This window comes from Vibrio nereis NBRC 15637 (assembly GCF_001591105.1).
Lineage (GTDB): Bacteria > Pseudomonadota > Gammaproteobacteria > Enterobacterales > Vibrionaceae > Vibrio > Vibrio nereis.
Map to the genome: position 1 here is coordinate 1 of NZ_BCUD01000009.1, position 25,796 is coordinate 25,796.

At 44.7% G+C, this 25,796-nt stretch carries 21 protein-coding genes; 13 read left to right on the forward strand and 8 right to left on the reverse strand.

What is annotated here, in order from left to right:
• Positions 1 to 184: 184 nt before the first annotated feature.
• Together VNE01S_RS11155 and VNE01S_RS11160 are read left to right on the forward strand one after the other, a co-directional pair.
• Positions 185 to 1,111, forward strand: a complete 927-nt coding sequence (locus VNE01S_RS11155; protein WP_053394389.1) for a zinc dependent phospholipase C family protein — start codon at positions 185 to 187, stop codon at positions 1,109 to 1,111.
• Positions 1,108 to 1,536 (forward strand): hypothetical protein, encoded by a 429-nt coding sequence (locus VNE01S_RS11160; protein ID WP_053394390.1) that lies wholly within the window; start codon positions 1,108 to 1,110, stop codon positions 1,534 to 1,536. Before VNE01S_RS11155 ends, VNE01S_RS11160 begins: the two co-directional genes overlap by 4 nt.
• Before the next feature lie 280 nt (positions 1,537 to 1,816).
• Here VNE01S_RS11160 and VNE01S_RS11165 read toward each other — a convergent pair whose 3' ends face one another.
• Genes VNE01S_RS11165 through VNE01S_RS11180 form a run of 4 tightly spaced genes read right to left on the reverse strand, consistent with a single transcriptional unit; the run spans position 1,817 to position 8,272 of the window.
• A complete protein-coding gene (locus tag VNE01S_RS11165) occupies positions 1,817 to 2,680 on the reverse strand; it encodes a DUF7281 domain-containing protein (RefSeq protein ID WP_053394391.1) in 864 nt (287 codons plus the stop codon).
• Positions 2,680 to 3,978: a hypothetical protein gene (locus VNE01S_RS11170; RefSeq protein WP_245649886.1), complete on the reverse strand. Its 1,299-nt coding sequence runs from the start codon at positions 3,976 to 3,978 to the stop codon at positions 2,680 to 2,682. The genes VNE01S_RS11165 and VNE01S_RS11170 overlap by 1 nt, the downstream gene beginning before the upstream one ends.
• The gene (locus VNE01S_RS11175; RefSeq protein ID WP_053394392.1) at positions 3,975 to 4,613 is read right to left on the reverse strand and encodes a hypothetical protein; all 639 of its coding nucleotides are present in this window, start codon (positions 4,611 to 4,613) and stop codon (positions 3,975 to 3,977) included. Before VNE01S_RS11175 ends, VNE01S_RS11170 begins: the two co-directional genes overlap by 4 nt.
• Positions 4,610 to 8,272, reverse strand: coding sequence for an ATP-binding protein (locus tag VNE01S_RS11180; RefSeq protein WP_053394393.1), 3,663 nt, complete (start codon positions 8,270 to 8,272; stop codon positions 4,610 to 4,612). The genes VNE01S_RS11175 and VNE01S_RS11180 overlap by 4 nt, the downstream gene beginning before the upstream one ends.
• 224 nt (positions 8,273 to 8,496) lie before the next feature.
• On the opposite strand from VNE01S_RS11180, the gene VNE01S_RS11185 reads away from it, so the two are divergent.
• A complete protein-coding gene (locus VNE01S_RS11185) occupies positions 8,497 to 9,369 on the forward strand; it encodes a BrxR family helix-turn-helix transcriptional regulator (RefSeq protein ID WP_053394394.1) in 873 nt (290 codons plus the stop codon).
• Positions 9,370 to 9,842: 473 nt separating this feature from the next.
• Here the strand turns inward: VNE01S_RS11185 and gcvP are convergent, their stop codons facing one another.
• The 3 genes from gcvP to VNE01S_RS11200 all read right to left on the reverse strand — a co-directional run bounded on the left by gcvP (position 9,843) and on the right by VNE01S_RS11200 (position 14,705).
• Positions 9,843 to 12,707: an aminomethyl-transferring glycine dehydrogenase gene (gene gcvP / locus VNE01S_RS11190; protein ID WP_053394395.1), complete on the reverse strand. Its 2,865-nt coding sequence runs from the start codon at positions 12,705 to 12,707 to the stop codon at positions 9,843 to 9,845.
• Between the two features lie 285 nt (positions 12,708 to 12,992).
• Positions 12,993 to 13,373, reverse strand: coding sequence for a glycine cleavage system protein GcvH (gcvH, locus tag VNE01S_RS11195; RefSeq protein ID WP_053394396.1), 381 nt, complete (start codon positions 13,371 to 13,373; stop codon positions 12,993 to 12,995).
• Positions 13,374 to 13,409: 36 nt separating this feature from the next.
• Positions 13,410 to 14,705 (reverse strand): serine hydroxymethyltransferase, encoded by a 1,296-nt coding sequence (locus VNE01S_RS11200; protein ID WP_053394397.1) that lies wholly within the window; start codon positions 14,703 to 14,705, stop codon positions 13,410 to 13,412.
• Between the two features lie 370 nt (positions 14,706 to 15,075).
• Here VNE01S_RS11200 and VNE01S_RS11205 point away from each other — a divergent pair, with 370 nt between their 5' ends.
• The 5 genes from VNE01S_RS11205 to VNE01S_RS11225 all read left to right on the forward strand — a co-directional run bounded on the left by VNE01S_RS11205 (position 15,076) and on the right by VNE01S_RS11225 (position 20,175).
• The gene (locus VNE01S_RS11205) at positions 15,076 to 15,699 is read left to right on the forward strand and encodes a helix-turn-helix domain-containing protein (protein WP_053394398.1); all 624 of its coding nucleotides are present in this window, start codon (positions 15,076 to 15,078) and stop codon (positions 15,697 to 15,699) included.
• Positions 15,700 to 15,957: 258 nt separating this feature from the next.
• Complete coding sequence (gene gcvT / locus VNE01S_RS11210; protein WP_053394399.1) at positions 15,958 to 17,076, forward strand: glycine cleavage system aminomethyltransferase GcvT; 1,119 nt, start codon at positions 15,958 to 15,960, stop codon at positions 17,074 to 17,076.
• 105 nt (positions 17,077 to 17,181) lie between these two features.
• Positions 17,182 to 18,249, forward strand: coding sequence for a S1 family peptidase (locus tag VNE01S_RS11215; protein ID WP_053394400.1), 1,068 nt, complete (start codon positions 17,182 to 17,184; stop codon positions 18,247 to 18,249).
• A gap of 110 nt (positions 18,250 to 18,359) precedes the next feature.
• Positions 18,360 to 19,388 carry a S1 family peptidase gene (locus VNE01S_RS11220; protein WP_245649889.1) on the forward strand — a complete coding sequence of 343 codons (1,029 nt, stop codon included), beginning with the start codon at positions 18,360 to 18,362 and terminating at the stop codon, positions 19,386 to 19,388.
• Positions 19,389 to 19,506: 118 nt separating this feature from the next.
• Complete coding sequence (locus VNE01S_RS11225; RefSeq protein WP_053394402.1) at positions 19,507 to 20,175, forward strand: LuxR C-terminal-related transcriptional regulator; 669 nt, start codon at positions 19,507 to 19,509, stop codon at positions 20,173 to 20,175.
• A 65-nt stretch (positions 20,176 to 20,240) separates the two neighbouring features.
• Here the strand turns inward: VNE01S_RS11225 and VNE01S_RS11230 are convergent, their stop codons facing one another.
• Positions 20,241 to 20,504: a DUF3012 domain-containing protein gene (locus tag VNE01S_RS11230; protein ID WP_053394403.1), complete on the reverse strand. Its 264-nt coding sequence runs from the start codon at positions 20,502 to 20,504 to the stop codon at positions 20,241 to 20,243.
• 305 nt (positions 20,505 to 20,809) lie between these two features.
• On the opposite strand from VNE01S_RS11230, the gene rbsD reads away from it, so the two are divergent.
• The 5 genes from rbsD to rbsK all read left to right on the forward strand — a co-directional run bounded on the left by rbsD (position 20,810) and on the right by rbsK (position 25,773).
• Complete coding sequence (rbsD, locus tag VNE01S_RS11235) at positions 20,810 to 21,229, forward strand: D-ribose pyranase (protein ID WP_053394404.1); 420 nt, start codon at positions 20,810 to 20,812, stop codon at positions 21,227 to 21,229.
• A 24-nt stretch (positions 21,230 to 21,253) separates the two neighbouring features.
• A complete protein-coding gene (gene rbsA, locus VNE01S_RS11240; RefSeq protein ID WP_053394405.1) occupies positions 21,254 to 22,759 on the forward strand; it encodes a ribose ABC transporter ATP-binding protein RbsA in 1,506 nt (501 codons plus the stop codon).
• Positions 22,756 to 23,739, forward strand: a complete 984-nt coding sequence (gene rbsC, locus VNE01S_RS11245) for a ribose ABC transporter permease (RefSeq protein WP_053394406.1) — start codon at positions 22,756 to 22,758, stop codon at positions 23,737 to 23,739. The genes rbsA and rbsC overlap by 4 nt, the downstream gene beginning before the upstream one ends.
• Before the next feature lie 56 nt (positions 23,740 to 23,795).
• Positions 23,796 to 24,674 carry a ribose ABC transporter substrate-binding protein RbsB gene (gene rbsB / locus VNE01S_RS11250; protein ID WP_053394407.1) on the forward strand — a complete coding sequence of 293 codons (879 nt, stop codon included), beginning with the start codon at positions 23,796 to 23,798 and terminating at the stop codon, positions 24,672 to 24,674.
• Positions 24,675 to 24,852: 178 nt separating this feature from the next.
• Complete coding sequence (rbsK, locus tag VNE01S_RS11255) at positions 24,853 to 25,773, forward strand: ribokinase (RefSeq protein WP_053394408.1); 921 nt, start codon at positions 24,853 to 24,855, stop codon at positions 25,771 to 25,773.
• Positions 25,774 to 25,796: the final 23 nt, after the last annotated feature.

Below are 25,796 nucleotides of genomic sequence, written 5' to 3' on the forward strand. Positions count from 1 at the left end.
AAAACTGAGTTGGAGATTTGACGAACTGCCGACTAAAGATGGAAGAAAGCATCTGCGGAACAGTGCTTTGCTAGAGCCCCAACACTAGATGGCCCACAATCAATAATTATGCAATTTAAGTCGCAATACATATGTTGTGTGCATAGTAAACTCCATATTTTTTACACTGGAAATGGAGGTGATTATGCCCGGTGCTTTTGCTCACATCACAGCGGTAAACGTGGCCTCTGCTAATAATGCGTTACGGGAATTAAATATGCCTCGAAACGCTAAAAAGGCTTTAGCTCAAAACAAAAGGTACTTGGAGCTTGGTTGTGTCAGCCCTGATTACCCTTACCTTGCCATTATGGATTCTGCACAAAACAAGTGGGCAGATGAAATGCACTACAACAAAGTTGGTGAGTTGATAGATGCCCTTGTTCAGCAAGTAAAGAGGGTAGACAACGAACACTTTGACCATGCCTTTGCTTGGTTATGCGGGTTTGTTGCGCATGTCGCTGCAGATATTACGATTCACCCCGTTGTTGAGATGAAAGTGGGTCCCTATGCTGAAAATGCTAAACAGCATAGGATCTGTGAAATGAATCAGGATGCCTATATATGGCCGACTAGAATGAATCTGGGAGCGATTGGACTGGCTGACCGAGTAAAGTTAAACATCGGCAGTTGTGTGGATAGTCATGACGATAATTTGATTGATCCAGTGATCAATAATATTTGGTGTACCGCTCTTTCAATTGTCTATCCTGAGTATGCAAAAGAGTGCCAACCTGACATTAATGCTTGGCACAATGGTTTCCAAAGGGTTGTAGATAATGCGGAAGAGTCGCATCGATTATTCCCTTGGGCACGACATGTGGCATGTGATCAAGGGCTGACTTACCCACTTCAAAATGAAGTAAACCTTGTTTACATCGAGAACTTAGAAACGCCAGATGGCCTTAAGCACTATGATGAGATTTTTAACAAGGCAATTGACACTATCCAAGTGTTCTGGGAACAAACTGCAAACGCTGTCTATGAAGATCAAGCCACAGGCTTTTTCAAAAATTGGAATTTAGATACTGGCTGTTGCGAAGATGGAGTACTTACTGCTTGGGGGAGTCTATGAGACTATTCACTACTATCGCGTTGATGCTAATGTTGACCGCTTGTGTTTCTCAAGGAAAATATTCTGAAGAAGTTATGTACGACATGGCTTCACTTTTAAAAGACGTTACCCAAGCTGTTGATGGAGAACTCAAATTTGGAGATACAACAGGGTTAACAAACGCAGAGGTTATAGAAAACGCAACCTCTTCAAACCCTGAGCAACTCGTTAAACTCCCAGATTTAGCCAAAGAAGGGAATGTCTCTAATTACCGAATTATTTCAGAATTTCAGGGTGACAATGCGGTAATGCTGATATGTGATGGCGATATCGCACTGATGGAAGATGTTGGCTGTAACACAGCATTTGATTCTGGTTACTGGCACGCCCCACAACCAAACTCCTGTCAAATAACACTGGATGCTGCCAAAATTTGTTCCAATTAGCTTGTGAGCACTTTCGAATGAACCCTGAAAACAAAAAGGCGAACCACTAGGTTCGCCTTTGGCATTTCTGCTTGTTACTAGGTGATCATGTCATATCAAGTTAGAAACAGAGTAACCCACTACATCAGTGAGTTAGTTATTGGTGACAAACAAATGTAGTTGGATACATGCACAATCTATAGTGTTGGTATAAGTGTCCTGTATGCCAACTAAGTTGGAAACAGGACTTATATTACGCTTCAAAGCGAACTCTCGTACTGTAAAGTTATTGAATGTTAAATTACTTTTCCAAATCCTTCCCAAAGGAATGCAAGACTAGAGGTATGTTGTTCGCAACTATGGATTCTTGAGTTATACCTTTTTCTACACTAGAAATTAAAGCCTCTAATTTAGAGGGGAGTGCCTTTGATACTCGTTCCCAATATCTGTACTGTTCTTCAAATAAAGTGGGATTTCCGTGCTCAATAAGATCTTGTTTTGATATGGAAGGAATAAGCATATAGTTTGCCCCTGATGCTAAGGCGAAAGAAATGCCTGAAGGATCAGTATCAAACCACGCAACAAGCTCAACCTTTGGGAAACGCTTAGCAATCTCTTTAGATATAACCCCTCCCTCTATATCTCCTCGATATACAACAAGCGGGTTGGGGCTCATATTTGATTGAATGATCCTAAATTGCGAAAATGCTTCATAATTTTCGACAATAACTATTTGCTTGTGTTCAATGCTTCTCAGACCGCCAAGAGGTACCTCTAGGTTCATGCCGTCTTCTAGATCGTATTTCTTACCATTTATGTTAGTAGACAATACCCCATAGACTTTGACCACCTTATCTTTGACAGGGGTAGTGCTTAACTTCTCGTTCGGGAAGTACTTAGCCATTTCTGTTCGAGAGCTCGGTATTGGATCAGTTAGAATATCAAACCCGGACATCTCTTTAATTAGCTTTCTGATTTGCCGTATATCTTTGGGTGTTAGTTGCAGCTTTCCTGAGCTAGTTTTACCTATACCATAGTCTTGGTGAAAGGCCTGAAATACTCCCGTCAAAACTACGGAGGCCCCATGTTGAATTTTGGCTGGAACGAAGATGTTTTTAAGTCGAGTTAGATCTCCACTCGTAATATTTTCAATAATTTTACTCACTATTTCCTCGATATAGATACATCTTCTAAGTGGAGGTTGCCATAGCCTATGTTACTGCCCTCAGCATGATAGGTATGTGTTCCAATAGGCTCAATAATAAAGTCTTTGCGATCTTGTGGAAGCATCGAACTATGGAAGTTAAGCACGCTAAATAGCCATACATCTTTGGCACAAGTTAGTTGCTCAAGATCATCAGGTAGGTCATCGTTGATTTGCTCATAGTAATCCAGTGCCGAAACCTTTGTTTTCCCCTGAGCCATAAAGGCTTCAGCAAAGAAAGTATCGCAGTGGGAATCAATATCAACTTCAATCAGCTCTTGTATTTCAACATCGAGTGTAAACACTCGACGCCCAGCTTCTTCTATAACCGGCAGATCCTCTTGCTCAACGGGTTGTGCTGTGATTTTCTCTACAATCTCGGCCAATTCCGGTTCTTGTTCCATATTCTCAGGGTTTGGGTGATGTGCAAAATCAATCTGTTCTGATAGCCAGAATGCAGGTATACCATCATGCTTTACCATTTCATCTGGCAAGATCACTTCTTCATTTGGTGTCCAGTGTGGCTCCTGATCGATGAATCGGTCAAAAGCGTTGATAAGGTCTTTATCACGCTCTCGATTACGATATTTCATCATTAGAATGCGAAGTTGGTTTAGGATAGAACCAAGTTCTTGCTGACAGCTACGGATAGCATGGTGCATTTCAACGCAAAGCAATGTGTTTAGTTCAGAGTTATCCCCAGCCATGTCGCTTAGCAGCCTAAATGAGAAAGCTTTCATGCCACTGACAAGTTTGTCAGCTTGATCTATAGCTACTTGATTCTCTCTCTGCTTATGAGCAAGTGTATTGCCGTAACCAAAGTCATAGCTGATACGGTTGCGCAGACGTCGACAAGATTCTTGTAGGTCCATGGTAATGTCATAGACTACACCCTCAAGGGTGTTGAACCTGTCAGCTTCTTGCTCCCTTTTGCCATTGAGTTTGGCTTCCAGGTACTCTTGGGCCAGATCTTGTATTTCTGGAATACGCTCCGAGTGCTGGGTGCCAAGGAACGAACTTGCTTCCGTCTCAAGGAAGTAGTTCATCAGTGCTTCCATCTTCGGGTGGACACGGTAGCCGCGGCTTGTAACGATAACAACGCGTGCTTCTTTCAGCTTGCGAAGGTCGTTGGCGTTCTCATGGGTTTCGCGGATCGTACCGTTTTCAAATACTTGAGTTAGGGTGTCCTTTGCTTGGCTGATTAAGCGAAGCATGTGGCCGACGCCACCATGTTTGCCGTTGCTTTGAGAACTAATCAAAAGTCGAACTCCCCTTGGTCCTCGTTTGATTTGTTGACTGTCTCAACAACCTTCTCATGCGTATCGATGAAGTCGAGCACCTCGTATACAAAGTCTAGTTTACCTGTCATCACATAAAGTTGACGTTCTTTATTTACGAGATGGGCAACCCCCTCCTTAACCAAAAATTCGACTACCACATCGAGTTTTTCGCTGGCAGTCTCACGAACTTTTTTTCGACTAACTTTTGGTAGTCGGTAAATACTATCGAGTTTCTCCATCAAGCTAGGGGATGATTGGATTTGCGCACTAAGTACAGGCACATTTAACTCATCACCACCAACCATGACAGTTTCCACTTGGGCTGCTTCACTGACTGTTGCAATGAACTTAACTACAGGTCGAATGATACCGTGTACGTTGCTCATCAACGTGGTTACCTGACGGCGGTTGTAGTCGTTGATGCTTTTGTAAGTCACATAGTAGGCGCTGGTTCGACTCGTGCATTGAAGCTCACGACTCATAAGAGTCAAGACTTGATTAATTTCGCGGCGAGTACGATCGTCTGTAAGAGTCTTATATGCATCGCGATCCGTCGCAGGGCAGATAAAGCTACCACCCAGTAGTGACTCTAGGACTTGTGATACTGGCTTCATGCTTCTGCTCCTGTGCTTTCTTCAGCGGCTTTTGCTAAGGCGAGCTTGCTTATTTTAGGTTTGTTAAAAATGTTCTTGTCAGGCGTTAGGTGGTACAAGTTCTTAAACAGGTTAGCTGTACGGTTGTTACCGTCCGGTTGAGCGGCTACAACATTGAAGTTGTGAGCATCCATCATCTTGAGCAGTTTCGCTTGGTTCTCCGCAGTCAACTTACCAATCTCATCGGTAGGGTAAGTAATTGACAGCCGGCTGGCCCCGCGTTGCTGCGTGAGTAAAGCCAGATACAACATTGATTGGATAAGCAAGTTGGTACCATTACTGGCTAAATCGCGCATATCTTTATCTGTTTTAGCGGTTTTACGCTGGTTGTTTTCGATCACTTCGAATTTAATGTCAAAGAGTTCGGTTGGCTTCTTCACTTTGTCGGCACTGATATGGTACGTCAGTGTATCTAGGGCGTTGTAGAACTCCTTGGTTGGCAGTTCAGCCGCACCAGTTCGGTCCCACTCTTCGTAAACCTCAGAGAAGTTAATGATGTCTTGCCAGCCTTGTAGCTTGGAAAGCGAACTCTCAACGTTGATATCAATAGAACCAACCACCGAGAACGTGTTGTTTGCCTTTACTTGTTCAGAGACATTGCGACCGAGTTTCTTAATGTCACGGTCGAAGCCAAGTAGTCGGTCTTTGAAGTCTACTAACATGCGCCCCATGTTAACGGCACTATCAATTGTTATGCTCGTCACTTGTGGAATAATGTCATTCATGATTTTTTCTAGAATGTCGATGCGTTTAGAGTCGCTAGCTACAATATCTTCGCTAATGGTGTTTCGACTGGTTTCATTCCAGAAACGGTAAAGCTCCCCGTCACCAAGACCAAGTGTTATGGTCTCCATCTGCTGGATATCTTTCTTACGCTGCTTCGATAGCATATCTAATTCAGGTAGCTTACTCTCCACCTCACTAAGTATTGAGTTTAAGTCTCCGCTATAACTAAAGCCCTCATCTACCACTTTTTGGTACTCGAATGCTTCGTAATTAGATAGGCGATGAATAGCGCTCTCGGCACGTTTTATACCTTTATCCAATGTATCAATCGCTTGTTTAAAATCTTGTTTGGTGTGATGGACTTCACTGCGCAGTTCTTTCAATTTAGTTTCAAGCGATTGAATATGTTGGTTAACCGATACAAGTGCTTGTTGTTTTTCGTTGCGAGAATGACGGCGTTTCGGATCGTCAATATGGTAGACAGCTAACCAAGTCTCATACTCTTTGATATCTTGACGCTTCGCTTTTAGATTCTTGATATCATCTTCAAGCCGTTCAATATCGCTCTGGTAACGCTGGTAGAGACCGCGGTTGATTCCTTGCTCACTCAGCCGCTGTTCGTACTCCATTGTGATGCGTTCTTGATTTTCATCTAGCATCAATTGGTTCTGTTTCAGCGTATTTTTGAGTGTGTCAATACTGAGGTTTAACGTCGTTTCAATCGTAGCAATCTGAGTCAATCTATCATTTCTTAGTTTTGATTCTGCCTCGATAAAACGCACTTCTGCCTTTGATAGTTCCCGTTCAACCAGAGAGAGGCTTTGCTGAATTGACGTGATATTTGCGCTGATTTTTTCAACCAAAGTCTCTTTAGCGCGAGCAATCTCGATCTTTTTGTTTTCAAGATTGCTTTTGGTTTGGGTTAAGTCGTTCTCAGTGTTTCGAAGTTCACTGCGAAGTTGTGCCAATTTGATAGTTGACTCTTTAATCTTCGCATCGGTTTTCTTGATTTGCTGGTTGAGTTCAGCCTCAGATTCTTCAAGTTCATCAAGGAGGTCGATTAAATTAGCTTGCTCTTGGATATCCACTTGGTTCGTCACCGTACAGTCAGGTAAATGCGTTGTGTCGATCGTTAAATCAAACAGGCTGCCAGAATCTTCGGTCATCAATGGAGCAAGAGTGGTGTCCATCAACAGTTCATCAGTAAGAACTCGACCAAGTGGTGAGCTTTGCCATCCAATTTTGTGAGTTTCAAGAAACGAGAACAAGGTTCCTGATTCAGGGTCGAGTCTAGCGCTGACCAACTGAAGTTTCTCTTGTGCATTACGCTTTTTATTGCACGTTGTCTCAAGATTTTTCAGTAAATTCTCCCGTCCCTTAAGCCAATCTTGCTCTTCTTTTTCCGCACTATTCAAAGCCGAATTTTGTGCATTAATTTGATCTTGGAGCTGATCTTTTTCTGATTCAAGATGCTCTCTCTGGTCAATAAGACACTGATCAATATCAGGATGTTTGAGACGTTGTTCTTGGGTTGCGAGTTCAGCCTTTCGCTCACTCAGTTCTGCATTAGTTTTTTTGGTGAATCTACTGTGCGAGTCTCTCAGCTCTTTTAATTGCTGCTCGAAAGAATTATCGACTAGTGTTTTTTTTTGCTTAGCCTCTTGCTCAGCTTGTAGCTGTTGGTCTGTGAGCTTGGACTTTTCAGCATTGAACTTGCTATCAAGGTTTTGAAGATCACGGTCGCGTTTATCTTTCGCGTCAGCCACCTTAGTTTCAAGCTCAGCGTAGCTCTCTCTTTGATGGACTAACTTGTCTTCCATGTCTGGAAGCTGCTTTAATTTTATCGCTAGTTCTGGGTAATCATTATCTTCATAATCAAAGAGCTTTTGTTCATTGACTTTGATTTCAGAATCAAGGCTTCGGATGGCGTTTTGAAGTGAGTTGTGGGAGCTCTCTTTGTCGATTTTTAGGTTATTGAGCTCTTCGAGCTTTTTGTCACTGGCCTCGATGTAATTTTCTAGTTCGCGGTGTGTTTTTGATAGTGACTCTGCAAGCTTGCCTGATTCTTCACGAATGACCAACAGGGCATTGGCTAGTCGGCTAGTTAGATAGGCAATCTGCTTATTGTTGGCAATAGCCTGAGTGAAGGCGTCTTTTTTGCCAAGGAAAGCTGTTAGGCCGGTGTAGTCATCACACCATTGTTCAATCTTGTTCGCATCAACACCAAATTCTAAAGTGCGATTACCTTGCTCAAGAATATCAAGGAAAAGCGCCTTAGTGTCGGCCATGTTGAACTCACCCTGAATTAATGCAGCAGTGATTTTTTCGATATGGCGAACATCATTACGACCAGAGCATAGAGAATAGCTGAGGAGTTTGTTGTTTCGAGTACCAGCGTTTATGTTTTGGATGACTTCACGGTACTCTTTAACACTTGTGATACGAGATTCGTAGTCCAAACCTTGAGCGGTCAGTTCTGCGGCCAATTTGGTCGAGGCTAGAGCGTACGGCTTTTCTTCGTGGTCTTGTTTGATAAACACGGATTGCTCAAACTCACCTTTAACGAACAGGTAAACAATCCCACCTTTAGTGCTTAGATTGCGATAACAAATGACATGAGCAACTTGACCACGTGAGGTAATGTACTCAAAAACAAGATAACTGTTGTTGTGGGGTAAGTACCATTCTGCGAAAGGCTTATTAACGTTAGACTTCCTAACAATCTGTGTACCCATAGCACCATAAAAGAACGGTATAAGCCTTAGTAGTGATGTTTTTCCAGCACCATTGTCACCTGTTAGTTGAGTAGGTGAATCAAAATCATACTCTGAAAACATCTTCTTTTTCTGATATGAGTTTATCGCGATGACTTTTCTCAATCCGGCATACATCATAATAACTGTCTCTGCTCTCAGGGCTTTGGGGTTAAAAATTAACTAAGTTGATTTTGTGACTTTATTGGAAGGGAACCAAGGTGTCTCGTATAGATGTTGATACTCACATCTCAAAAAATCACATCACCTAAAGCGATCCTACCAATTACCATAATTAATTTATGTACTTTTTGTATACATGTATATACTGTATACATCAACATGTAACTTTTATGAACAGTACTATGACGCAGTTAGATATCAAGTGGGATCAACAAATGAGATTTCGACTCATCGAAATCATTGCCCAGTGGGAGGGACGTCTGACGACCAACCATTTATGCGATGCCTTTCGCATAGGTCGGCAACAGGCATCAAGGGACATTAACAAATATTTAAACCTTACTGACCGACAACAGTTGATTCTAGATAGGACAATTAAAGGGTACAGACCAGCGGATGACTTTAAGCCACTATTTACTCAAGGTACTGCTCACGAGTACCTGACAATGCTTCATCAGCAGTATAACCAGGAAGAAACATTTGAGTTCTTCAGTTGGGGAGAAGCGCAGTCGACTGTATTAAATGTTCCTGAAAGGGCTGTTTCACCGAAAATTGTTCGTGGGTTAATTGCAGCTGCAAGAGCTAACCTTAGAGTAGATATTGATTATGTATCGCTCTCAACTCCAGAGATCCGAGGGAGAATAATTGCCCCTCATAGTTTGGTATATGACGGCATCCGCTGGCATGTGAGGGCCTATTGCGAGGAAAAAAGAGAGTTTCGTGACTTTGTTCTTAGCCGCTTTCGAAACGAACCGGATTTAATGGACAGATCACTTAATACGCGGGAACAGGATGATGATTGGAACCATCAAGTTATGGTAACTATTACACCAAATCCCTACCTATCTAATAAACAACAACGTGTTGTTGCTGAAGACTATGCAATGGAAAATCGTAGACTTACAATCGTTACGCGCAAGGTTTTGGTTCATTATTATTTACGTCGTATGGGTGTTGTACTTGATGAAAAACGACTAAAGGAACAACCCGAAATGCACCAACTGACGGCCAGCTATGAGCATCGAAATAATCTAGATGCTGATGATGTGCTCTGATGTGTAGGTGGTTGAATTTGCTCTCTGAGTTAGATGTTTTGCAATATCCTATCTAATCCGTTAAACGCTAATTTAGTAAATTCACTGACTCATTTCTGTCCATTTTTGAGCTAGTGAACCTTTAAGTTGATGTGTGATCTCTAAGTTATAGCTTCGTAATTGAGGATGATTAATCAAGTTTGGTTAACCGACTCTTGGAGAGATGTACCTTCGAAAACGTACTTTAAACATGGAAGTTGACTAACATGCCTCGATCTGATTGTCTGGTATGTGGAAGTAAATGCTCGAATGATTGGGTGGTTATATTATGACGTAGCAGTAGGATCGTTGCCTGAGCTTAGTCCACAAAGCAAAAAGCGAACCTTGTAGGGGTTCGCTTTTTCATTATTTGGAATTAACCAATTTAATGATTTATCCTCAGTACTAGCATATCACTGTTTCCAACTTGATATGATATGTTCACTAGGAAGCGATTAGTTTTCGTAGTTCTCGATGCTTGGGCACGAGCAGATTAGGTTACGGTCACCGTACACGTTATCTACGCGGTTTACTGTTGGCCAGTATTTCCAAGACTTAGTCGCTTTCGATGGGAAGCAACCTAGTTCACGAGAGTATGGGCGATCCCATTCTTCAACGTAAAGATCAACTTGGGTGTGTGGTGCGTTCACCAGCGGGTTGTTCTCTAGTGGCCATTCACCGTTTTTCACTTTCGCCATCTCTTCGCGGATTGCGATCATCGCATCACAGAAGCGGTTTAGCTCTTCCAAATCTTCTGATTCAGTCGGCTCTACCATTAACGTACCAGCAACTGGGAATGACATTGTTGGCGCGTGGAAGCCGTAGTCCATCAAGCGTTTCGCGATGTCTTCTTCGCTGATGCCTGTTTCTTCTTTCAGTGGACGAATGTCGATAATACATTCGTGCGCTACGCGGCCGTTAGTGCCACGGTAAAGAACAGGGTAGTGAGGAAGTAGGCGCTCCATCACGTAGTTCGCGTTAAGAATCGCCACTTTAGTCGCTTCTTGTAGACCTGCTTCACCCATCATCGCGATGTATGCCCAAGAAATAGGTAGGATTGACGCACTACCCATATCCGCCGCAGACACTGCAAAGTCATCGCCTTCTACACCGTTTTCGATGTGGCCTGGTAGGAATGGTGCTAGGTGAGATTTAACACCGATAGGACCCATACCCGGACCACCACCACCGTGTGGGATACAGAAGGTTTTGTGCAAGTTCAGGTGAGAAACGTCAGAGCCGATGAAACCTGGAGACGTTAGTGCAACCTGAGCGTTCATGTTCGCGCCATCTAGGTAAACTTGACCGCCAGCGGCGTGAACCATTTCACACACTTCTTTCACTTGCTCTTCGTACACGCCGTGTGTTGAAGGGTAAGTGATCATGATGCTTGATAGGTTTTCTTTGTGCTTTTCGATTTTCGCAGCAAGATCGTTCATGTCGATGTTGCCTTCGTCATCACACTTCACCACGACAACTTTCATTGACACCATTGACGCTGTCGCTGGGTTAGTACCGTGCGCAGAGCTTGGGATCAAACATACGTTGCGGTGACCTTCGCCACGGCTTTCGTGGTAGCGTTGAATCGCGATAAGACCTGCGTACTCACCAGATGCACCAGAGTTTGGCTGCAGTGAGAACTCATCGTAACCTGTGATTTCACACAGTTTTTGTTTTAGATCTTTTGCTAGTGCTGCGTAACCCGCTGCTTGCTCTAGAGGTGCGAATGGGTGGATAGCACCGAACTCAGGCCAAGTGATAGGGATCATCTCTGCTGCTGCGTTCAGTTTCATTGTACAGCTGCCCAGTGGGATCATACCGTGAGTTAGCGAGAAGTCTTTGTTCTCAAGCTGTTTCAGGTAACGCATCATTTGCGTTTCGCTGTGGTGTGTGTTGAACACAGGGTGAGTCAGGAACTCAGAAGTACGGCGTAGCGCTTCTGGAATCGCAGCAAATTCGTTGCTCGCGATTTCTGAAGACAGCGCGTTCACGTCTTCCTTTACGTCGAATACAGCGAACAGTGCGTTGATGTCATCTGTCGTTGTTGTTTCGTCTAAGCTGATACCTAGCTTGCCATTGAGCTTACGTAGGTTGATATCTGCTGCTTGTGCTTTCGCGTAAAGCTCTTCAGTTTTGCTATCTGTGTTGATAGTGATGGTGTCGAAGAAGCTGTTGTGCGCAAGCTCGTAGCCAGATTTAGTCAGGCCAGCGGCTAGAATCGCCGTCATGTGGTGAGTACGGCGGGCGATGGTACGTAGGCCTTCAGCACCGTGGAATACCGCGTAGAAAGACGCCATATTCGCTAGTAATGCTTGTGCAGTACAGATGTTTGATGTCGCTTTTTCGCGGCGGATGTGCTGTTCACGAGTCTGCATTGCCATGCGAAGTGCTTGGTTGCCTTTTTCATCAATAGACACACCAATTACACGACCTGGCATGGTACGTTTATGCTTGTCACGTGTTGCCATGAATGCCGCGTGAGGACCGCCATAACCCATCGGTACACCGAAACGCTGAGCCGAACCGATCACCACGTCTGCACCCATTTCACCTGCTGGTTTTAGCAGAGTTGAAGCGAGTAGGTCAGTTGCCACCGTTACTAGCGTTTTGTTTGCTTGCGCTTTTGCGATGATGTCCGTTAGATCACGAACTTCACCCGTTGTACCTGGGTACTGAACTAAAGCACCAAATACGTCTTGTTCTGGAAGTGATTCAAGAGTGCCAACTTGTACGTCAAAGCCGATGAATTTAGCACGTGTTTTCACTACTTCTAGTGTTTGCGGATGAACATCGTCAGCCACAAAAAATACGTTACTCTTGCTCTTACCCGCACGCTTACACAGAGTCATTGCTTCGGCTGATGCCGTTGCTTCGTCAAGAAGAGAAGCGTTCGCGATGTCCATACCAGTTAGGTCCATGACCATTTGCTGGTAGTTTAGTAATGCTTCTAGACGGCCTTGAGAAATCTCTGGTTGGTAAGGTGTGTACGCAGTGTACCAACCTGGGTTTTCAAGCACGTTGCGCAAGATAACGTTAGGTGTGAAGGTGTTGTAGTAACCTTGACCAATGAAAGTACGCTTGATTTGGTTCTGGTCAGCGAACTCACGCATTGTTGCAAGCATATCTGCTTCGCTTTTTGCTTCTGCAATCGCTAGAGGCTTCTCTAAACGAATTTGAGCTGGAACGGTTTCGTCGATCAGTGCATCAAGACTTGCTACGTTGATAGCGTCCAACATTTTTTGTTGGTCAGATTTGTTTGGGCCGTTGTGGCGAGCAACGAACTCATTTTGTGTGCTGAGGCTTTGAAGTAATTCAGTCATTGTCCTTTACCTACTCCATGGTTCGGGTAACGGAAGTCATCGTTACTGATAACTCTATACCAATCGTCGTAAATAGCTGCTTATTCTAGCTTGTTAAAATGCCCGATAACTGCGTTTAAATTTTTGATTGTAGAGTAACTACTTATCGAAAAATTTTGCCTTGTTCTCAAGCATTTTTCCTACGCTATTTCTGACCATTTACTTACTGTATTGGTATTAATTATACGTCCGAACATTGAAAAAAAGCTGCCTTCCAAATGGGGGCAGCTTTCCTAATCTTCCTAATTACTCATCTTCAATTGAGTTTAGGTATTCTTCTGCGTCTTTTAGATTGTCTAGTTCAGATGGGTCTGCCATTTTAACTTTCACAATCCAGCCGCCTTCATACGGTTCTTCGTTGATTAGCTCTGGGCTATCTTCTAGTTCTTCGTTGATCTCTACAACTTCACCCGTAATCGGTGCGTAGATGTCTGAAGCTGCTTTTACAGATTCAACCAGTGAAAAGCTTTCGCCCGCTTCGACTTCTGCTTCCACTTCTGGTAGGTCAACGAATACTACGTCACCTAGCATTTCTTGCGCATGCTCAGAAATACCGATTGTGACTGTGCCGTCGCCGTTGTCACGTACCCACTCGTGGCTATCTGCAAACTTCAAAGTGTTGTCCATTGCTTAATCTCCAAAAAATAACTTTGTTTAAATTGTTTACTGGTAAAGAGGGAAGCGATTGCACAGCGTTTTCACTTCTTTGCGAACGCGTTGTTCTACTTCTGCGTTACCTTCTGGGTTTTCTACTAACCCATCCAGTACATCGCCAATCCAATTACCGATGAGCTTGAATTCTTCTGCGCCAAAGCCGCGGCTTGTGCCAGCTGGTGTACCCAAACGGATACCCGATGTAATCATAGGCTTCTCTGAATCGAACGGGATACCATTTTTGTTGCATGTGATACCAGCACGTTCAAGAGCTTCTTCTGCTTTGTTCCCTTTCAAGCCTTTCGGGCGAAGGTCAACCAGCATCAGGTGAGTATCTGTTCCGCCAGTCACAATGTCGCAACCGCGAGTTTGCAATACTTCCGCTAGAACTTTTGCGTTGTTGATCACCGAATCGATATAAGTCTTAAACTCAGGTCCCAAAGCTTCACCGAATGCAACTGCTTTTGCTGCAATAACGTGCATTAGTGGGCCACCTTGCAGGCCAGGGAATACCGCTGAGTTGATCTTTTTAATGATGTCTTCGTGGTTCGTTAGGATCATACCGCCACGTGGGCCACGCAGTGTTTTGTGCGTTGTTGTTGTGACCACGTGTGCGTGTGGTAGTGGGCTAGGGTGAGCACCTGTCGCGATAAGGCCAGCAATGTGCGCCATATCAACCATTAGGATTGCATCCACTTCGTCTGCGATTTCGCGGAACTTAGCGAAGTCGATGGTACGAGGAATTGCGCTACCACCAGCGATGATCATTTTTGGTTTGTGCTCAAGTGCAAGAGCGCGAACGTCTTCGTAGTTGATTTCTAGTGTTTCACGATCAACACCGTATTGAACTGCGTTGAACCATTTACCAGATAGGGCAGGGCGTGCGCCGTGAGTTAGGTGGCCGCCCGCGTCTAGAGACATACCAAGAATAGTATCGCCTGGCTTAAGAAGCGCTAGTTTAACCGCACCGTTTGCCTGCGCGCCTGAGTGTGGTTGAACGTTTGCGTACTCACATTGAAAAAGTTGTTTAGCGCGTTCAATAGCGATTGCCTCTACTGTATCAACGTGCTCACAACCACCGTAATAACGGCGACCTGGGTAGCCTTCTGCATATTTGTTAGTAAGGCATGTGCCTTGTGCTTGCATCACCGCTTTAGACACGATGTTCTCTGAAGCGATCAGCTCGATTTGTTCGTTCTGACGAGAAAACTCAGATTGGATACCCGCAAAAACGGCATCGTCTGTAGCAGAAAGGTTGGTAGAGAAAAAGTTCTCTAGGCTGTGATTCTGATAAGTGTTGTTCATGGTAGATGACCTTCCTATCGTGCTAACGAGATGTATTTATGTAGGGTACTTACCTCGTTAGTCCTTATTTTTTATTGCTCTCTGAAAACAGAAAACAACGTGATTTCCATGTCCCCAAAAGGGTGGGGTAAAACCGAATTTGATTGTTAAATCTATCAACGAACAAACCCGGAAACAGCATCTCTTCAACTAACAAGTTGGTAACATAGCGGTTGTTATCGGAACAATCAACCAAAAATTTCCTATTGGAAACATGGTTTCTAATTTTGTTACCGAGAGCACGGTTTATTTCTTGTTCGGTGCTTTCCTCTATTATCCGCTTCGGGCACAATGAAAATGACACAGGAAGTAGCCGTTTAAAGAGGGAAGTATGCCCGAAGATTTCTATGACGAATATCCGTCGTTGACTCTGGCAAGAGAGTCGTCCGAGCAAAACATCGAGCCGTTAAAGCTCGGACAGCGTATTAAAGACATACGTAGCAAATTAGGCATCACACTTGAAGAAGCAAGCCAAAGAACAGGCCTTGCGCGATCCACACTAAGCAAGATCGAAAACGAGCAAATTTCACCGACATTCCAGGCAATGCAAAAACTGGCGGCTGGTTTACAAATAGATATGCCGCAACTATTTGAACCGCCAAGGAAAAAGGTTGCAGCAGGGCGACGGGATATCACGCTATCAAACCAAGGAAAACCGCACCCAACGCCAACCTATGAGCATGAATTGCTTGCCACTCAGCTTTCTAATAAAAAGATGATGCCATTTAAAAGCCGTATTCATGCGCGTGAGTTTGAAGAGTATGGTGATTGGGTAAGACATGATGGTGAAGAGTTTCTACTGATTTTATCCGGAGCCGTCAGATTTTATTCCGAGTTTTATGAGCCAGTCGAACTATGTGAAGGTGACAGTGTTTACTACGATGCGAATATGGGGCATATGCTGGTTTCGATCAGCGAAGAAGATGCGCATATTTTATGGGTCACCGCTAAATAAAACGGGTTTAACTCGATTTCCTATAGTGAAAGCAAACGTTTGCTTTTGTTTTTTAGATAAGTACAATAGCGCCGTCTTGAGCAAAGAATGTTCGTGACGGCGCTTTCATTTCATATTTCCCGATGTGAATTTAATGTTAAATGTCACATTTTGAACTGTTCTAAACTTGTTAATGGTGCAAAACTTCTCCACTCGTGTTTATTATTGGAAACAAGGTTTCCTCGAATGGAAAACGGACCTGATTAAATGGAGACAACAATGACTCAAGATCTACTAAAAACGCCACTTCATGCACTTCATATTGAAGCGGGTGCAAAAATGGTTCCTTTCGCAGGCTACGATATGCCAGTGCAATACAAACTTGGCGTAAAGAAAGAGCACTTACACACGCGTGATGCCGCGGGTCTGTTTGATGTTTCTCACATGGGACAACTTCGTTTGCACGGGGCAGGCGCAGCAGCGTTCCTTGAGTCATTGGTTCCAGTAGACATTATCGACTTGCCACAAGGCAGCCAGCGCTACGCATTCTTTACCAATGAAGAAGGCGGCATTATGGATGATCTGATGGTAGCCAACCTAAGCGATCACCTATTTGTTGTCGTTAATGCGGCATGTAAAGATCAGGACATTAGCCATCTTCAGGCGCACCTTCCTGAAGGCGTTGAGCTAGAAATTATCGAAGACCGTGCGCTACTTGCGCTGCAAGGACCAAAAGCGGTTGAGGTGCTTAAGCGTTTTAATGCTGAAGTCGCGGACATGGTGTTTATGGACGTGAGAAAACTGGAGATCCTGGGTGTTGAGTGTATTGTTAGCCGCAGTGGTTACACGGGCGAAGATGGCTATGAAATCTCTGTACCAAGTTCTCATGCAGAAGAATTAGCACGCAAGTTAACCGATGAAGCGGAAGTTGAGTGGATTGGCCTCGGTGCTCGTGATTCACTTCGCCTTGAGTGTGGTTTGTGCCTATACGGTCACGATTTAGATACAACGACAACACCTGTAGAAGCAAGCCTATTATGGGGTATTCAAAAAGTTCGTCGTCTTGGTGGTGAGCGTGAAGGCGGCTTCCCTGGTGCTGATATCATTTTGAAGCAGATCGAAACGAAAGATGTCACACGTAAGCGCGTGGGTCTCGTTGGTCAAACTAAAGCTCCTGTTCGTGAAGGCGCAGAATTGTTTGACGCAGAAGATAACAAAGTGGGTGTGGTAACCAGTGGTACTGCGGGGCCGAACGCAGGTAAACCAGTGTCTATGGCATATGTACGTGCGGACCTTGCTGCGATTGGCACTGAGCTGTTCGCCGATGTTCGTGGTAAGAAATTACCAATGACAGTAGAGAAAATGCCATTTGTTCCACAGCGCTATTACCGCGGCTGATAACTTGGTTCAATATATTGTCAATATTTATAAAACCTCTCGACTGAGAGGTTTTTTTGTAGGTATATTCGGAAAATTCTTCAAAGTAGTATTAAGAGTTAAAGCATGAAAAAAATTGTACTGGCAGCGGGTTTGTTTGGGGCTGTAAATGTTGGCGCTGTAGAGGTCTCTCCTTACATTGTGAATGGTACAGACATTATTAGTGCTTTAAAATACCCTTCGTTTGTTAGCCTGTTTTTTGACGGTTTGGACTATGATGGTAGATATGGTGAAGGACCATTTTGTGGTGCCACATTACTGGATGAACAGCACGTTTTGACCGCAGCGCACTGCGTCTACGGAGATAGAGGGAAACAGCTGTTTATGTCCGCCGTGCCTCAGCTCCTAGACGAAACCAACTTTCCTCATCAAGTTATGCAAAGGGTGATGGTCAACGAGTACTACTATCCCGATACGTACAATGACGACACTTTGACCGATGATATTGCCATTCTGAAGTTAGCTTCCCCAATTACGGCTGTGGCAAGTTACGCCGCGTTTGTGCCTTTAGCGGACATTGCCAATTACCGCAAAGATTCTGAAGCCTTTTTTGCAGTCGGGCATGGTAATACCCAGTCGGGCGATGACGCTACAACCAAGCTTCAAGATACTCAGCTTGAGTTTGTGCCTAACAGCGAGTGCAATGTTTACAGGAATACAGACACGTCCAGCAACTTATGTATGACAGGGGCGGATACGGTTACTTACGACAATGCGACTTGCCAAGGTGACTCTGGCGGCCCTCTTTACTGGGATGGTAAGCAAGTGGGTGTGACCAGTTTTGGCCCTACAACTTGCGGCCAAACCAATATCACTCCAAACTCGATATTTACAGAGGTAGCAAGACATGAAGAGTGGATCCAGTCTGTAGTATCTGGTGAAGTGAGCCCTAAAGTGACCGTTTCAGATGTTGATAGATATAACTATCTAGGCCTGCCAATACCGCCTAGTCTGAATGTGAGCGAAGGCACAGAAGACTCAGGTAGTACGACGGAGATTAATGCAGGTTCAGGTACGACCAACAGCAATACAGTGACAGCTGCAAGCCAGTCTAGCGGTGGTGGTTCACTCGGTCTCGCAATGCTTTCCATATTGGGTCTACTTTCGTTTAGACGACAAGTATTAAGTAAATAATACTTTAATCAGTTATAACTTTCTTTTTTGTGAACTAAACTTCTACATTAGTAGATACAGTTCACAAAAAAGGGAGAGGACTTATGCTTAGACAAGCTAGTGTCCTAATGATGTGGCTTATAAGTACAGCCAGTTCTGCGCTTGAAGTTTCGCCTTACATTGTAAATGGAAGCATCGCGAATATATCAAATTACCCCTCATTTGCCAGTCTGTTTTATCGAAGTGATACCCAATATAGTCCCAGCAGTTTCTGCGGTGCGACTATGATCAATAGCCGATTTGTACTGACCTCCGCGCACTGTCTTCAGAGCGACGATGAGATCCTGCTTCATACCGTGGTCGCCCCTAATCTAGAAGATGAGAGCAACTTTCTCTCGAGCACTCAGGCCAAAGCATCAGAATTCTACTACCCAGACACATTTGTCAACTCATCAACCGAATTGTGGCGTGATGATATCGCCATCATCAAACTTGAATCGCCGCTTCCTGTCTCTGACTTTCAATACCTGCTCAATTCAACGTTCAACAATAACTTTCCCGCAGATGGTGAATTTCGCGCTGTGGGGCATGGGTATGTTCAGAGTGATGACCCCGGGGGGACAGAGCTGCTAGATACGCAACTGACGATAATGTCTACCGCTCAGTGCCGTGCAGTCTTTGGCAGCAAAATAACGGACAAGCAGCTATGCTTTGGCAGCCCAACCGTAACGACAGAAACTCAGAACTCAATTTGTGCTGGGGATTCGGGGGGGCCGATTTATTACTATTATGGCGGTGAGTATATCCAAGTTGGGGTTGCCAGCTTTGGTTTACAACGATGCGGGGATCCAAACTACAGCGTTACCTCAGTATTTACCGACATATACGACTACCAAGGTTGGATAAACCAAGTGTTGAGTGGACAAATTGAGCCGAAAATTTACATCGATACGTCAACTGGTGAGAGAGTACTAGTGAGAAATGAATCACAGACACCTGCTATTAATGTCGCGAATGTTTTTTCGGGTGAAAGTGACAGCGGTTCCCTGTCTGTAGTTAGTTTGTTTGGTTTGATGTTTGCGTTTTTATTGAGGAACGGAACCTTAAGTAAATCAAAGAGGTTGAAAAGGGCGATTATCAAAAATAAGACACTGACTTAATCTCATGAAAAACAAGTGTTTTATTTGCTAACCTAGACGTTTTTCCAATTAAGTTATGTTGACTAATCACGACTAAACGATAGTTTTAGAGTAGACACGATAGGCTGGAGATTTTTTGATGAAGGATAGTAACAACGACCATATAACGCTTTTATCCGATGTGAGTATGCAGTCAAACCTGTTTAAAGACTCATTGGAAAAAGGGCTCCAGCTAGGTGTCAACATCGTCACATCTGGCGAGCTCGGGTCCTCGGAACATAGTGATAGTCTGCTTGGTGATTATGTGCTGTTCGACTTCCAATATCTGGATGATGATCGACTCAACGTATACAGCCAGGCTAAAGCCGCGAGTGGTAAATCTATTAAAGAGATTGTGATTAACTGCCCCAAAGACGTGGCTTCTACCCAGCTGTTTCGCTGGCGTAACTTGGTCGGTGTGTTTTACATTGATGATGATCTTTCTTTGTTACTGAAAGGCATGGCAAAGATCATGAATGATGAAATGTGGCTATCTCGTAAAGTGGCGCAAGACTATATAGAGTACTTTCGCTGCTCCAATACCGTTACCACCTCCCAAGCTTACGCCAACTTAACCAAGCGCGAGAAAGAGATAATGCGTTTACTAGGGCATGGTGCATCCAATTTGGAAATTGCGGATGAGCTGTACGTAAGTGAAAACACAGTCAAAACACACTTACACAACATCTTTAAGAAAATCAATGCCAAAAACCGACTGCAAGCCTTACTGTGGGCGAATGATAATATTGCGTTAGAAGAGCGAACGTAAAAACGACAAGAAAGCTGTCGAGCAGCTTTCTTGTTTGGTTTTTATGGGCAGATTTCTGATATTAATCAGAAAATGCAGTGTTTCGCATAGCTTGCTGCATCATTGGCTGACCAATCGGCTTTAGGCGTATTATCCAGTTGCTTACACCAAGCTTCGCTGCCTACCGCATCTAAAATTACACAGTGCTTTGCGTAATCCACCGCCGTTTGAGCATTCCATTCTGTTTTCGGTGTGTTGTCCATTGTTTCACACCAACCTTGGGTTCCCACTTCATCTTTACACGCATTTAAAGCCAGTAGTGCAAACAGTGAAAATGCAATTTTTTTCATAATCAAATCCTACAGTTCATTGCCGCTACTATACCTAAATTCGTTGCAAAAGTGTGTCTGGATCACGTTAAAACCCGCTTGGTTTTGAGTAACTAGATACAAATTTATTGCACTTGATCACTTTTTAATACGGCTTTTTTTACATTAAAAAGATCAAATTCACACTCTCAGTTACATCTGTTCGTAAATTTTCATTGAGGCATTATTATTTCATCGAAACGTTTCGATGAGTTTTCTATCAGTACGAGAAAAGCTGATGTTGAAAGCTCTTGGTTGTCAAAACGTGAATGACATAGGTCGATGAGATGAAAAAAAGTACCCTGATTAATTCTGAACTTTCTTACTTAGCTGCCACGCTGGGACATACCGATGAGGTCACCATTTGCGATGCAGGATTACCGATCCCGCCATCGGTGCAACGCATCGATCTTGCCCTGACTCATGGCGTACCAAGTTTCGTACAAACGGTGCGTGTATGGTTGAGTGAAGCGCAAATTGAAGGCGTGATCATGGCAGAAGAATTCGCGGCTATCAGTCCTGATCTGCATGAAGCGCTGCTAGCTGAGCTGGCTACCGAGCAGGAAAAAACAGGCAAAAACATCGCGATTTCCTATGTGTCTCACGAAGAATTTAAATCTCGCTCTCAGCAGAGCAGAGCCGTCGTTCGTACTGGTGAATGCACACCATACGCGAACGTGATTTTTCAAGCTGGTGTGGTCTTTTAAGGTCATACAAACTAAGGATTGAATATGACTCAAGCTATCTTACAACTAAGCGAGATTGAGAAAGCATTCCCGGGTGTTAAAGCGTTAGATAAAGCCAGTCTAAATGTTTATCCAGGTCGAGTGATGGCGCTGATGGGTGAGAATGGTGCTGGTAAATCTACCTTAATGAAAGTATTGACGGGCATCTACAGTAAAGATGCAGGCGCGATTCATTACCAAGGCAGTGCTGCGGCATTCAAAGGTCCGCGAGATTCTCAACAAGCGGGTATTAGCATCATCCACCAAGAGCTGAACCTGATCCCTGAATTAACCATTGCAGAAAACATTTTCCTTGGCCGCGAGTTTACTGGTGCGATGGGGCGCATTCAGTGGGACAAGATGTATGCCGAGGCCGACAAGCTGCTTGCGCGCTTGAACGTCAAACACAGCTCGAAAACGCCCCTAGGTGATTTGAGTCTGGGTGAGCAACAGATGGTGGAAATTGCTAAGGCGCTGTCGTTTGAATCAAAAGTCATCATTATGGATGAGCCGACCGATGCGTTGACCGATACCGAAACAGAATCACTATTTAGCGTGATCAATGAGCTACGCGATCAAGGCTGCGGCATTGTGTATATCTCGCACCGCCTTAAAGAAATTTTTCAGATTTGCGACGACATCACCGTCCTGCGTGACGGCAAGTTTATCGGTGAGTGCAGAGTTTGCGATACCGATGAAGACGGTCTGATCGAAATGATGGTGGGTCGCAAACTCGACGAACAATACCCACGCATTGATGTGCGCCACGGCGACACCTGTCTTGAGGTGAGAGGTTTGACTGGCTCGGGGGTGCACGATGTGAGCTTTACCCTCAAACGTGGTGAGATTCTGGGTGTTTCTGGCCTAATGGGCGCGGGTCGAACTGAGCTGATGAAAGTGATTTATGGCGCACTGCCAAGTGTAAGTGGCGTGATTAATCTTGATAACAAAACCATTAATCCAGTCAGCCCTCAAGACGGGTTGGCAAATGGGATTGCGTACATCTCAGAAGACCGTAAAGGCGACGGCTTAGTGCTGGGCTTATCGGTCAAAGAAAACATGTCTCTATGTGCGTTGGATCAGTTGACCAAAGGCGGCCGAATCCAGCATAACGAAGAAGTCATTGCCGTCGAAGATTTTATCAGACTCTTCAACATCAAAACGCCTACCCGCGATCAAATCATTGGCAACCTGTCCGGTGGTAACCAACAAAAAGTGGCGATTGCGAAAGGCTTAATGACTAAACCTAAAGTACTCATTCTTGACGAGCCGACTCGTGGTGTCGACGTTGGTGCCAAGAAAGAGATCTACCAACTGATTAATAAATTTAAAGCTGATGGGATGAGCATCATCCTGGTTTCTTCTGAAATGCCGGAAGTGCTGGGAATGAGTGACCGTATCATGGTGATGCATGAAGGCCGTATCAGCGGTGAGTTTGATGCGAAAGATGCCGACCAGGAAAAACTACTAGCGTGTGCCGTTGGCAAACAGATTAACGAGGAAGCAGCATGAGTACTAGCACGATGAGCAAACCCAATGAAATTGGCAGCAAAAAGCTGCTGAGCAAAGAGTGGCTGATAGAACAAAAATCGCTGATTGCGTTGCTGTTCTTGATTGTTGTGGTCTCTTTTCTTAACCCAAACTTTTTTACCGTCGACAACATTCTTAACATTCTGCGTCAAACCTCTGTGAATGCGATTATTGCGGTAGGTATGACGCTGGTTATCTTAACCGCGGGGATTGACTTGAGCGTCGGCTCGGTACTTGCGCTGTGTGGTGCATTCGCCGCAAGCCTGATTGCCATGGAAGTACCAGTACTCATCGCAGTGCCTACTGCGCTTGTTGCTGGCGCTGCCTTAGGTGCGATCAGCGGCATCATTATCGCAAAAGGTAAAGTGCAGGCGTTTATTGCCACTCTGGTTACCATGACGTTATTGCGTGGTGTGACCATGGTTTACACCGAGGGGCGTCCAATTTCTGCTGGATTTACAGATACGGCTGATGCTTTCGCTTGGTTTGGTACGGGCTACGCATTGGGGATCCCTGTTCCGGTTTGGATCATGGTGGTGGTCTTCGCTGCAGCTTGGTTCCTGCTTAATCACACTCGTTTTGGTCGTTATGTTTATGCGCTGGGTGGTAATGAATCAGCAACTCGCCTATCGGGTATTAACGTTGACCGAGTAAAGATTGGTGTTTACGCCATCTGTGGTCTGCTGGCGGCATTGGCGGGCATCATCATTACTTCACGTCTTTCATCAGCACAACCAACCGCAGGTATGGGTTACGAGCTAGACGCGATTGCGGCTGTTGTACTGGGCGGCACAAGCTTAATGGGTGGTAAAGGTCGCATCATGGGCACGCTGATTGGTGCGCTGATCATCGGCTTCCTAAACAACGCTCTAAACCTGCTTGATGTTTCTTCTTACTACCAAATGATTGCTAAAGCGGTTGTTATTCTGCTGGCAGTACTGGTCGACAACAAAAATAAATGATTCATAACAGGCTTGGGGGAAAGTACCCCGAGCCACCCTACACAAGGACTAACACAATGAAAAAACTGGCAACTCTTATCTCTGCTGCACTCCTTTCGTCAACCGTTTCTGTTTCAGCACAGGCACAAGACACCATGGCTATCGTGCTGTCTACGCTGAACAACCCGTTCTTCGTTACGATGAAAGACGGTGCGGAAGCAAAAGCGAAAGAACTGGGTTACGACCTAATCGTTCTGGATTCGCAAAACGACCCAAGCAAAGAACTTTCTAACGTGGAAGACTTAACGGTTCGTGGCGTAAAAGCGATTCTGATCAACCCAACGGATTCAGATGCGGTATCGAACGCGATTCGTATGGCCAACCGCTCAAACATCCCTGTACTCACACTTGACCGTGGTGCAAGCCGTGGTGAGGTTGTTAGCCACATCGCGTCAGACAACGTTGCTGGTGGTGAAATGGCGGGTCGTTTCATCATGGAAAAAGTCGGCGAGAAAGCGAAAGTTATCCAGCTTGAAGGCATTGCTGGTACTTCAGCGGCACGTGAACGTGGCGAAGGCTTTATGAAGTCTGTTGAAAGCAGTGATATGGAACTGCTGGCTAGCCAACCTGCCGACTTTGACCGTACTAAAGGCCTAAACGTGATGGAAAACTTGCTTGCTGCGAATCCAGACGTTCAAGCGGTCTTCGCACAGAATGACGAAATGGCACTAGGCGCGCTACGTGCAGTACAAGCTTCTGGTAAAGATGTCACCATCGTCGGTTTTGACGGCACGGATGATGGTATTGCAGCGGTAAATCGTGGCAAGTTGTCTGCGACAGTGGCTCAACAGCCTGACCTTATTGGTGCGTTAGGTATTGAAACTGCGGTAAAAGTTTTACAAGGCGACTCTGTTGATCAATACATCCCAGTTCCGCTAAAAGTGGTAACCAAATAAGCGACATACGTAAGGACGATTAATCGTTCTTGAAGTCGATATTACCGAATTGTGTCCTCTCCCTCTTTGTTATCTGTCGTTTGGAGGGGGAGGGCCGATAAGCTTGTGCTTTTGCGAGAGTACAAACTTATTAACTGTTGAAACTGTATAAAGGTTCTAGAGAACCGAGGATAACCGTATGAATAAGTTAGTGGTTTTAGGTAGTGTTAACGCTGACCATGTTCTTCAAGTGCCTTCTTTTCCTCGCCCTGGCGAGACGCTTCATGGTCGCAATTACCAAGTTATCCCAGGTGGTAAAGGGGCAAACCAAGCGGTTGCAGCCGCCCGCCTAAAAGCCGACACAGGTTTTATCGCCTGTGTTGGTGATGATGCGTTTGGCATCAATATTCGTGAAAACTTCAAAATGGATAACATCGATATCGGCGCGGTAAAAATGCAGCCGAATTGCCCAACTGGTATCGCGATGATCCAAGTCTCTGACAGCGGTGAGAACAGCATTTGTATCTCTGCGGAAGCAAACGACAAATTGACCGCTGAGGTGATCGAGCCAGATTTAGCGCGTATTCGCCAAGCCGACTACCTATTGATGCAACTTGAAACCCCGCTTTGTGGCATAGAAAAAGCCGCGCAAGCTGCGAAGCAAGCACAAACGTCAGTCATACTGAACCCAGCACCAGCTAAGGCGTTGTCTGACGAATTACTGGCCTGTGTCGATATCATTACCCCTAACGAAACAGAAGCGGAAGTTCTGACAGGGATTGCTGTGACGGATAATGACACCGCACAAGAAGCGGCGAATATGTTGCACAGAAAGGGTATCGATACAGTATTGATTACACTTGGTGCGAAAGGTGTTTGGTTAAGTGTTGCTGGTAACGGTGAGCTAATTACTGGCTTTCGCGTAGACGCAACCGACACGACGGCTGCGGGCGATACCTTTAATGGGGCACTGGTCACTGGTTTGTTAGAACAATTGCCATTAAAATCAGCGATTAAGTTTGCTCATGCAGCCGCTGCAATTTCAGTCACGCGTTTTGGAGCGCAAACCTCCATTCCTAGCCGAGAAGAAGTTGACGCCTTTCTTGCTGAGTACGCTTAATCCATAAGTCATCCAGTTAGAAA

Bases quoted from the DNA above. Each gene is read 5' to 3' on its own strand.
- VNE01S_RS11155 (WP_053394389.1), top strand. From the start codon at position 185: ATGCCCGGTGCTTTTGCTCACATCACAGCGGTAAACGTGGCCTCTGCT.
- VNE01S_RS11160 (WP_053394390.1), top strand. From the start codon at position 1,108: ATGAGACTATTCACTACTATCGCGTTGATGCTAATGTTGACCGCTTGT.
- VNE01S_RS11175 (WP_053394392.1), bottom strand. From the start codon at position 4,613: ATGAAGCCAGTATCACAAGTCCTAGAGTCACTACTGGGTGGTAGCTTT.
- VNE01S_RS11180 (WP_053394393.1), bottom strand. From the start codon at position 8,272: ATGATGTATGCCGGATTGAGAAAAGTCATCGCGATAAACTCATATCAG.
- VNE01S_RS11185 (WP_053394394.1), top strand. From the start codon at position 8,497: ATGACGCAGTTAGATATCAAGTGGGATCAACAAATGAGATTTCGACTC.
- gcvP (WP_053394395.1), bottom strand. From the start codon at position 12,707: ATGACTGAATTACTTCAAAGCCTCAGCACACAAAATGAGTTCGTTGCT.
- gcvH (WP_053394396.1), bottom strand. From the start codon at position 13,373: ATGGACAACACTTTGAAGTTTGCAGATAGCCACGAGTGGGTACGTGAC.
- VNE01S_RS11200 (WP_053394397.1), bottom strand. From the start codon at position 14,705: ATGAACAACACTTATCAGAATCACAGCCTAGAGAACTTTTTCTCTACC.
- VNE01S_RS11205 (WP_053394398.1), top strand. From the start codon at position 15,076: ATGCCCGAAGATTTCTATGACGAATATCCGTCGTTGACTCTGGCAAGA.
- gcvT (WP_053394399.1), top strand. From the start codon at position 15,958: ATGACTCAAGATCTACTAAAAACGCCACTTCATGCACTTCATATTGAA.
- VNE01S_RS11215 (WP_053394400.1), top strand. From the start codon at position 17,182: ATGAAAAAAATTGTACTGGCAGCGGGTTTGTTTGGGGCTGTAAATGTT.
- VNE01S_RS11220 (WP_245649889.1), top strand. From the start codon at position 18,360: ATGTGGCTTATAAGTACAGCCAGTTCTGCGCTTGAAGTTTCGCCTTAC.
- VNE01S_RS11225 (WP_053394402.1), top strand. From the start codon at position 19,507: ATGAAGGATAGTAACAACGACCATATAACGCTTTTATCCGATGTGAGT.
- VNE01S_RS11230 (WP_053394403.1), bottom strand. From the start codon at position 20,504: ATGAAAAAAATTGCATTTTCACTGTTTGCACTACTGGCTTTAAATGCG.
- rbsD (WP_053394404.1), top strand. From the start codon at position 20,810: ATGAAAAAAAGTACCCTGATTAATTCTGAACTTTCTTACTTAGCTGCC.
- rbsA (WP_053394405.1), top strand. From the start codon at position 21,254: ATGACTCAAGCTATCTTACAACTAAGCGAGATTGAGAAAGCATTCCCG.
- rbsC (WP_053394406.1), top strand. From the start codon at position 22,756: ATGAGTACTAGCACGATGAGCAAACCCAATGAAATTGGCAGCAAAAAG.
- rbsB (WP_053394407.1), top strand. From the start codon at position 23,796: ATGAAAAAACTGGCAACTCTTATCTCTGCTGCACTCCTTTCGTCAACC.
- rbsK (WP_053394408.1), top strand. From the start codon at position 24,853: ATGAATAAGTTAGTGGTTTTAGGTAGTGTTAACGCTGACCATGTTCTT.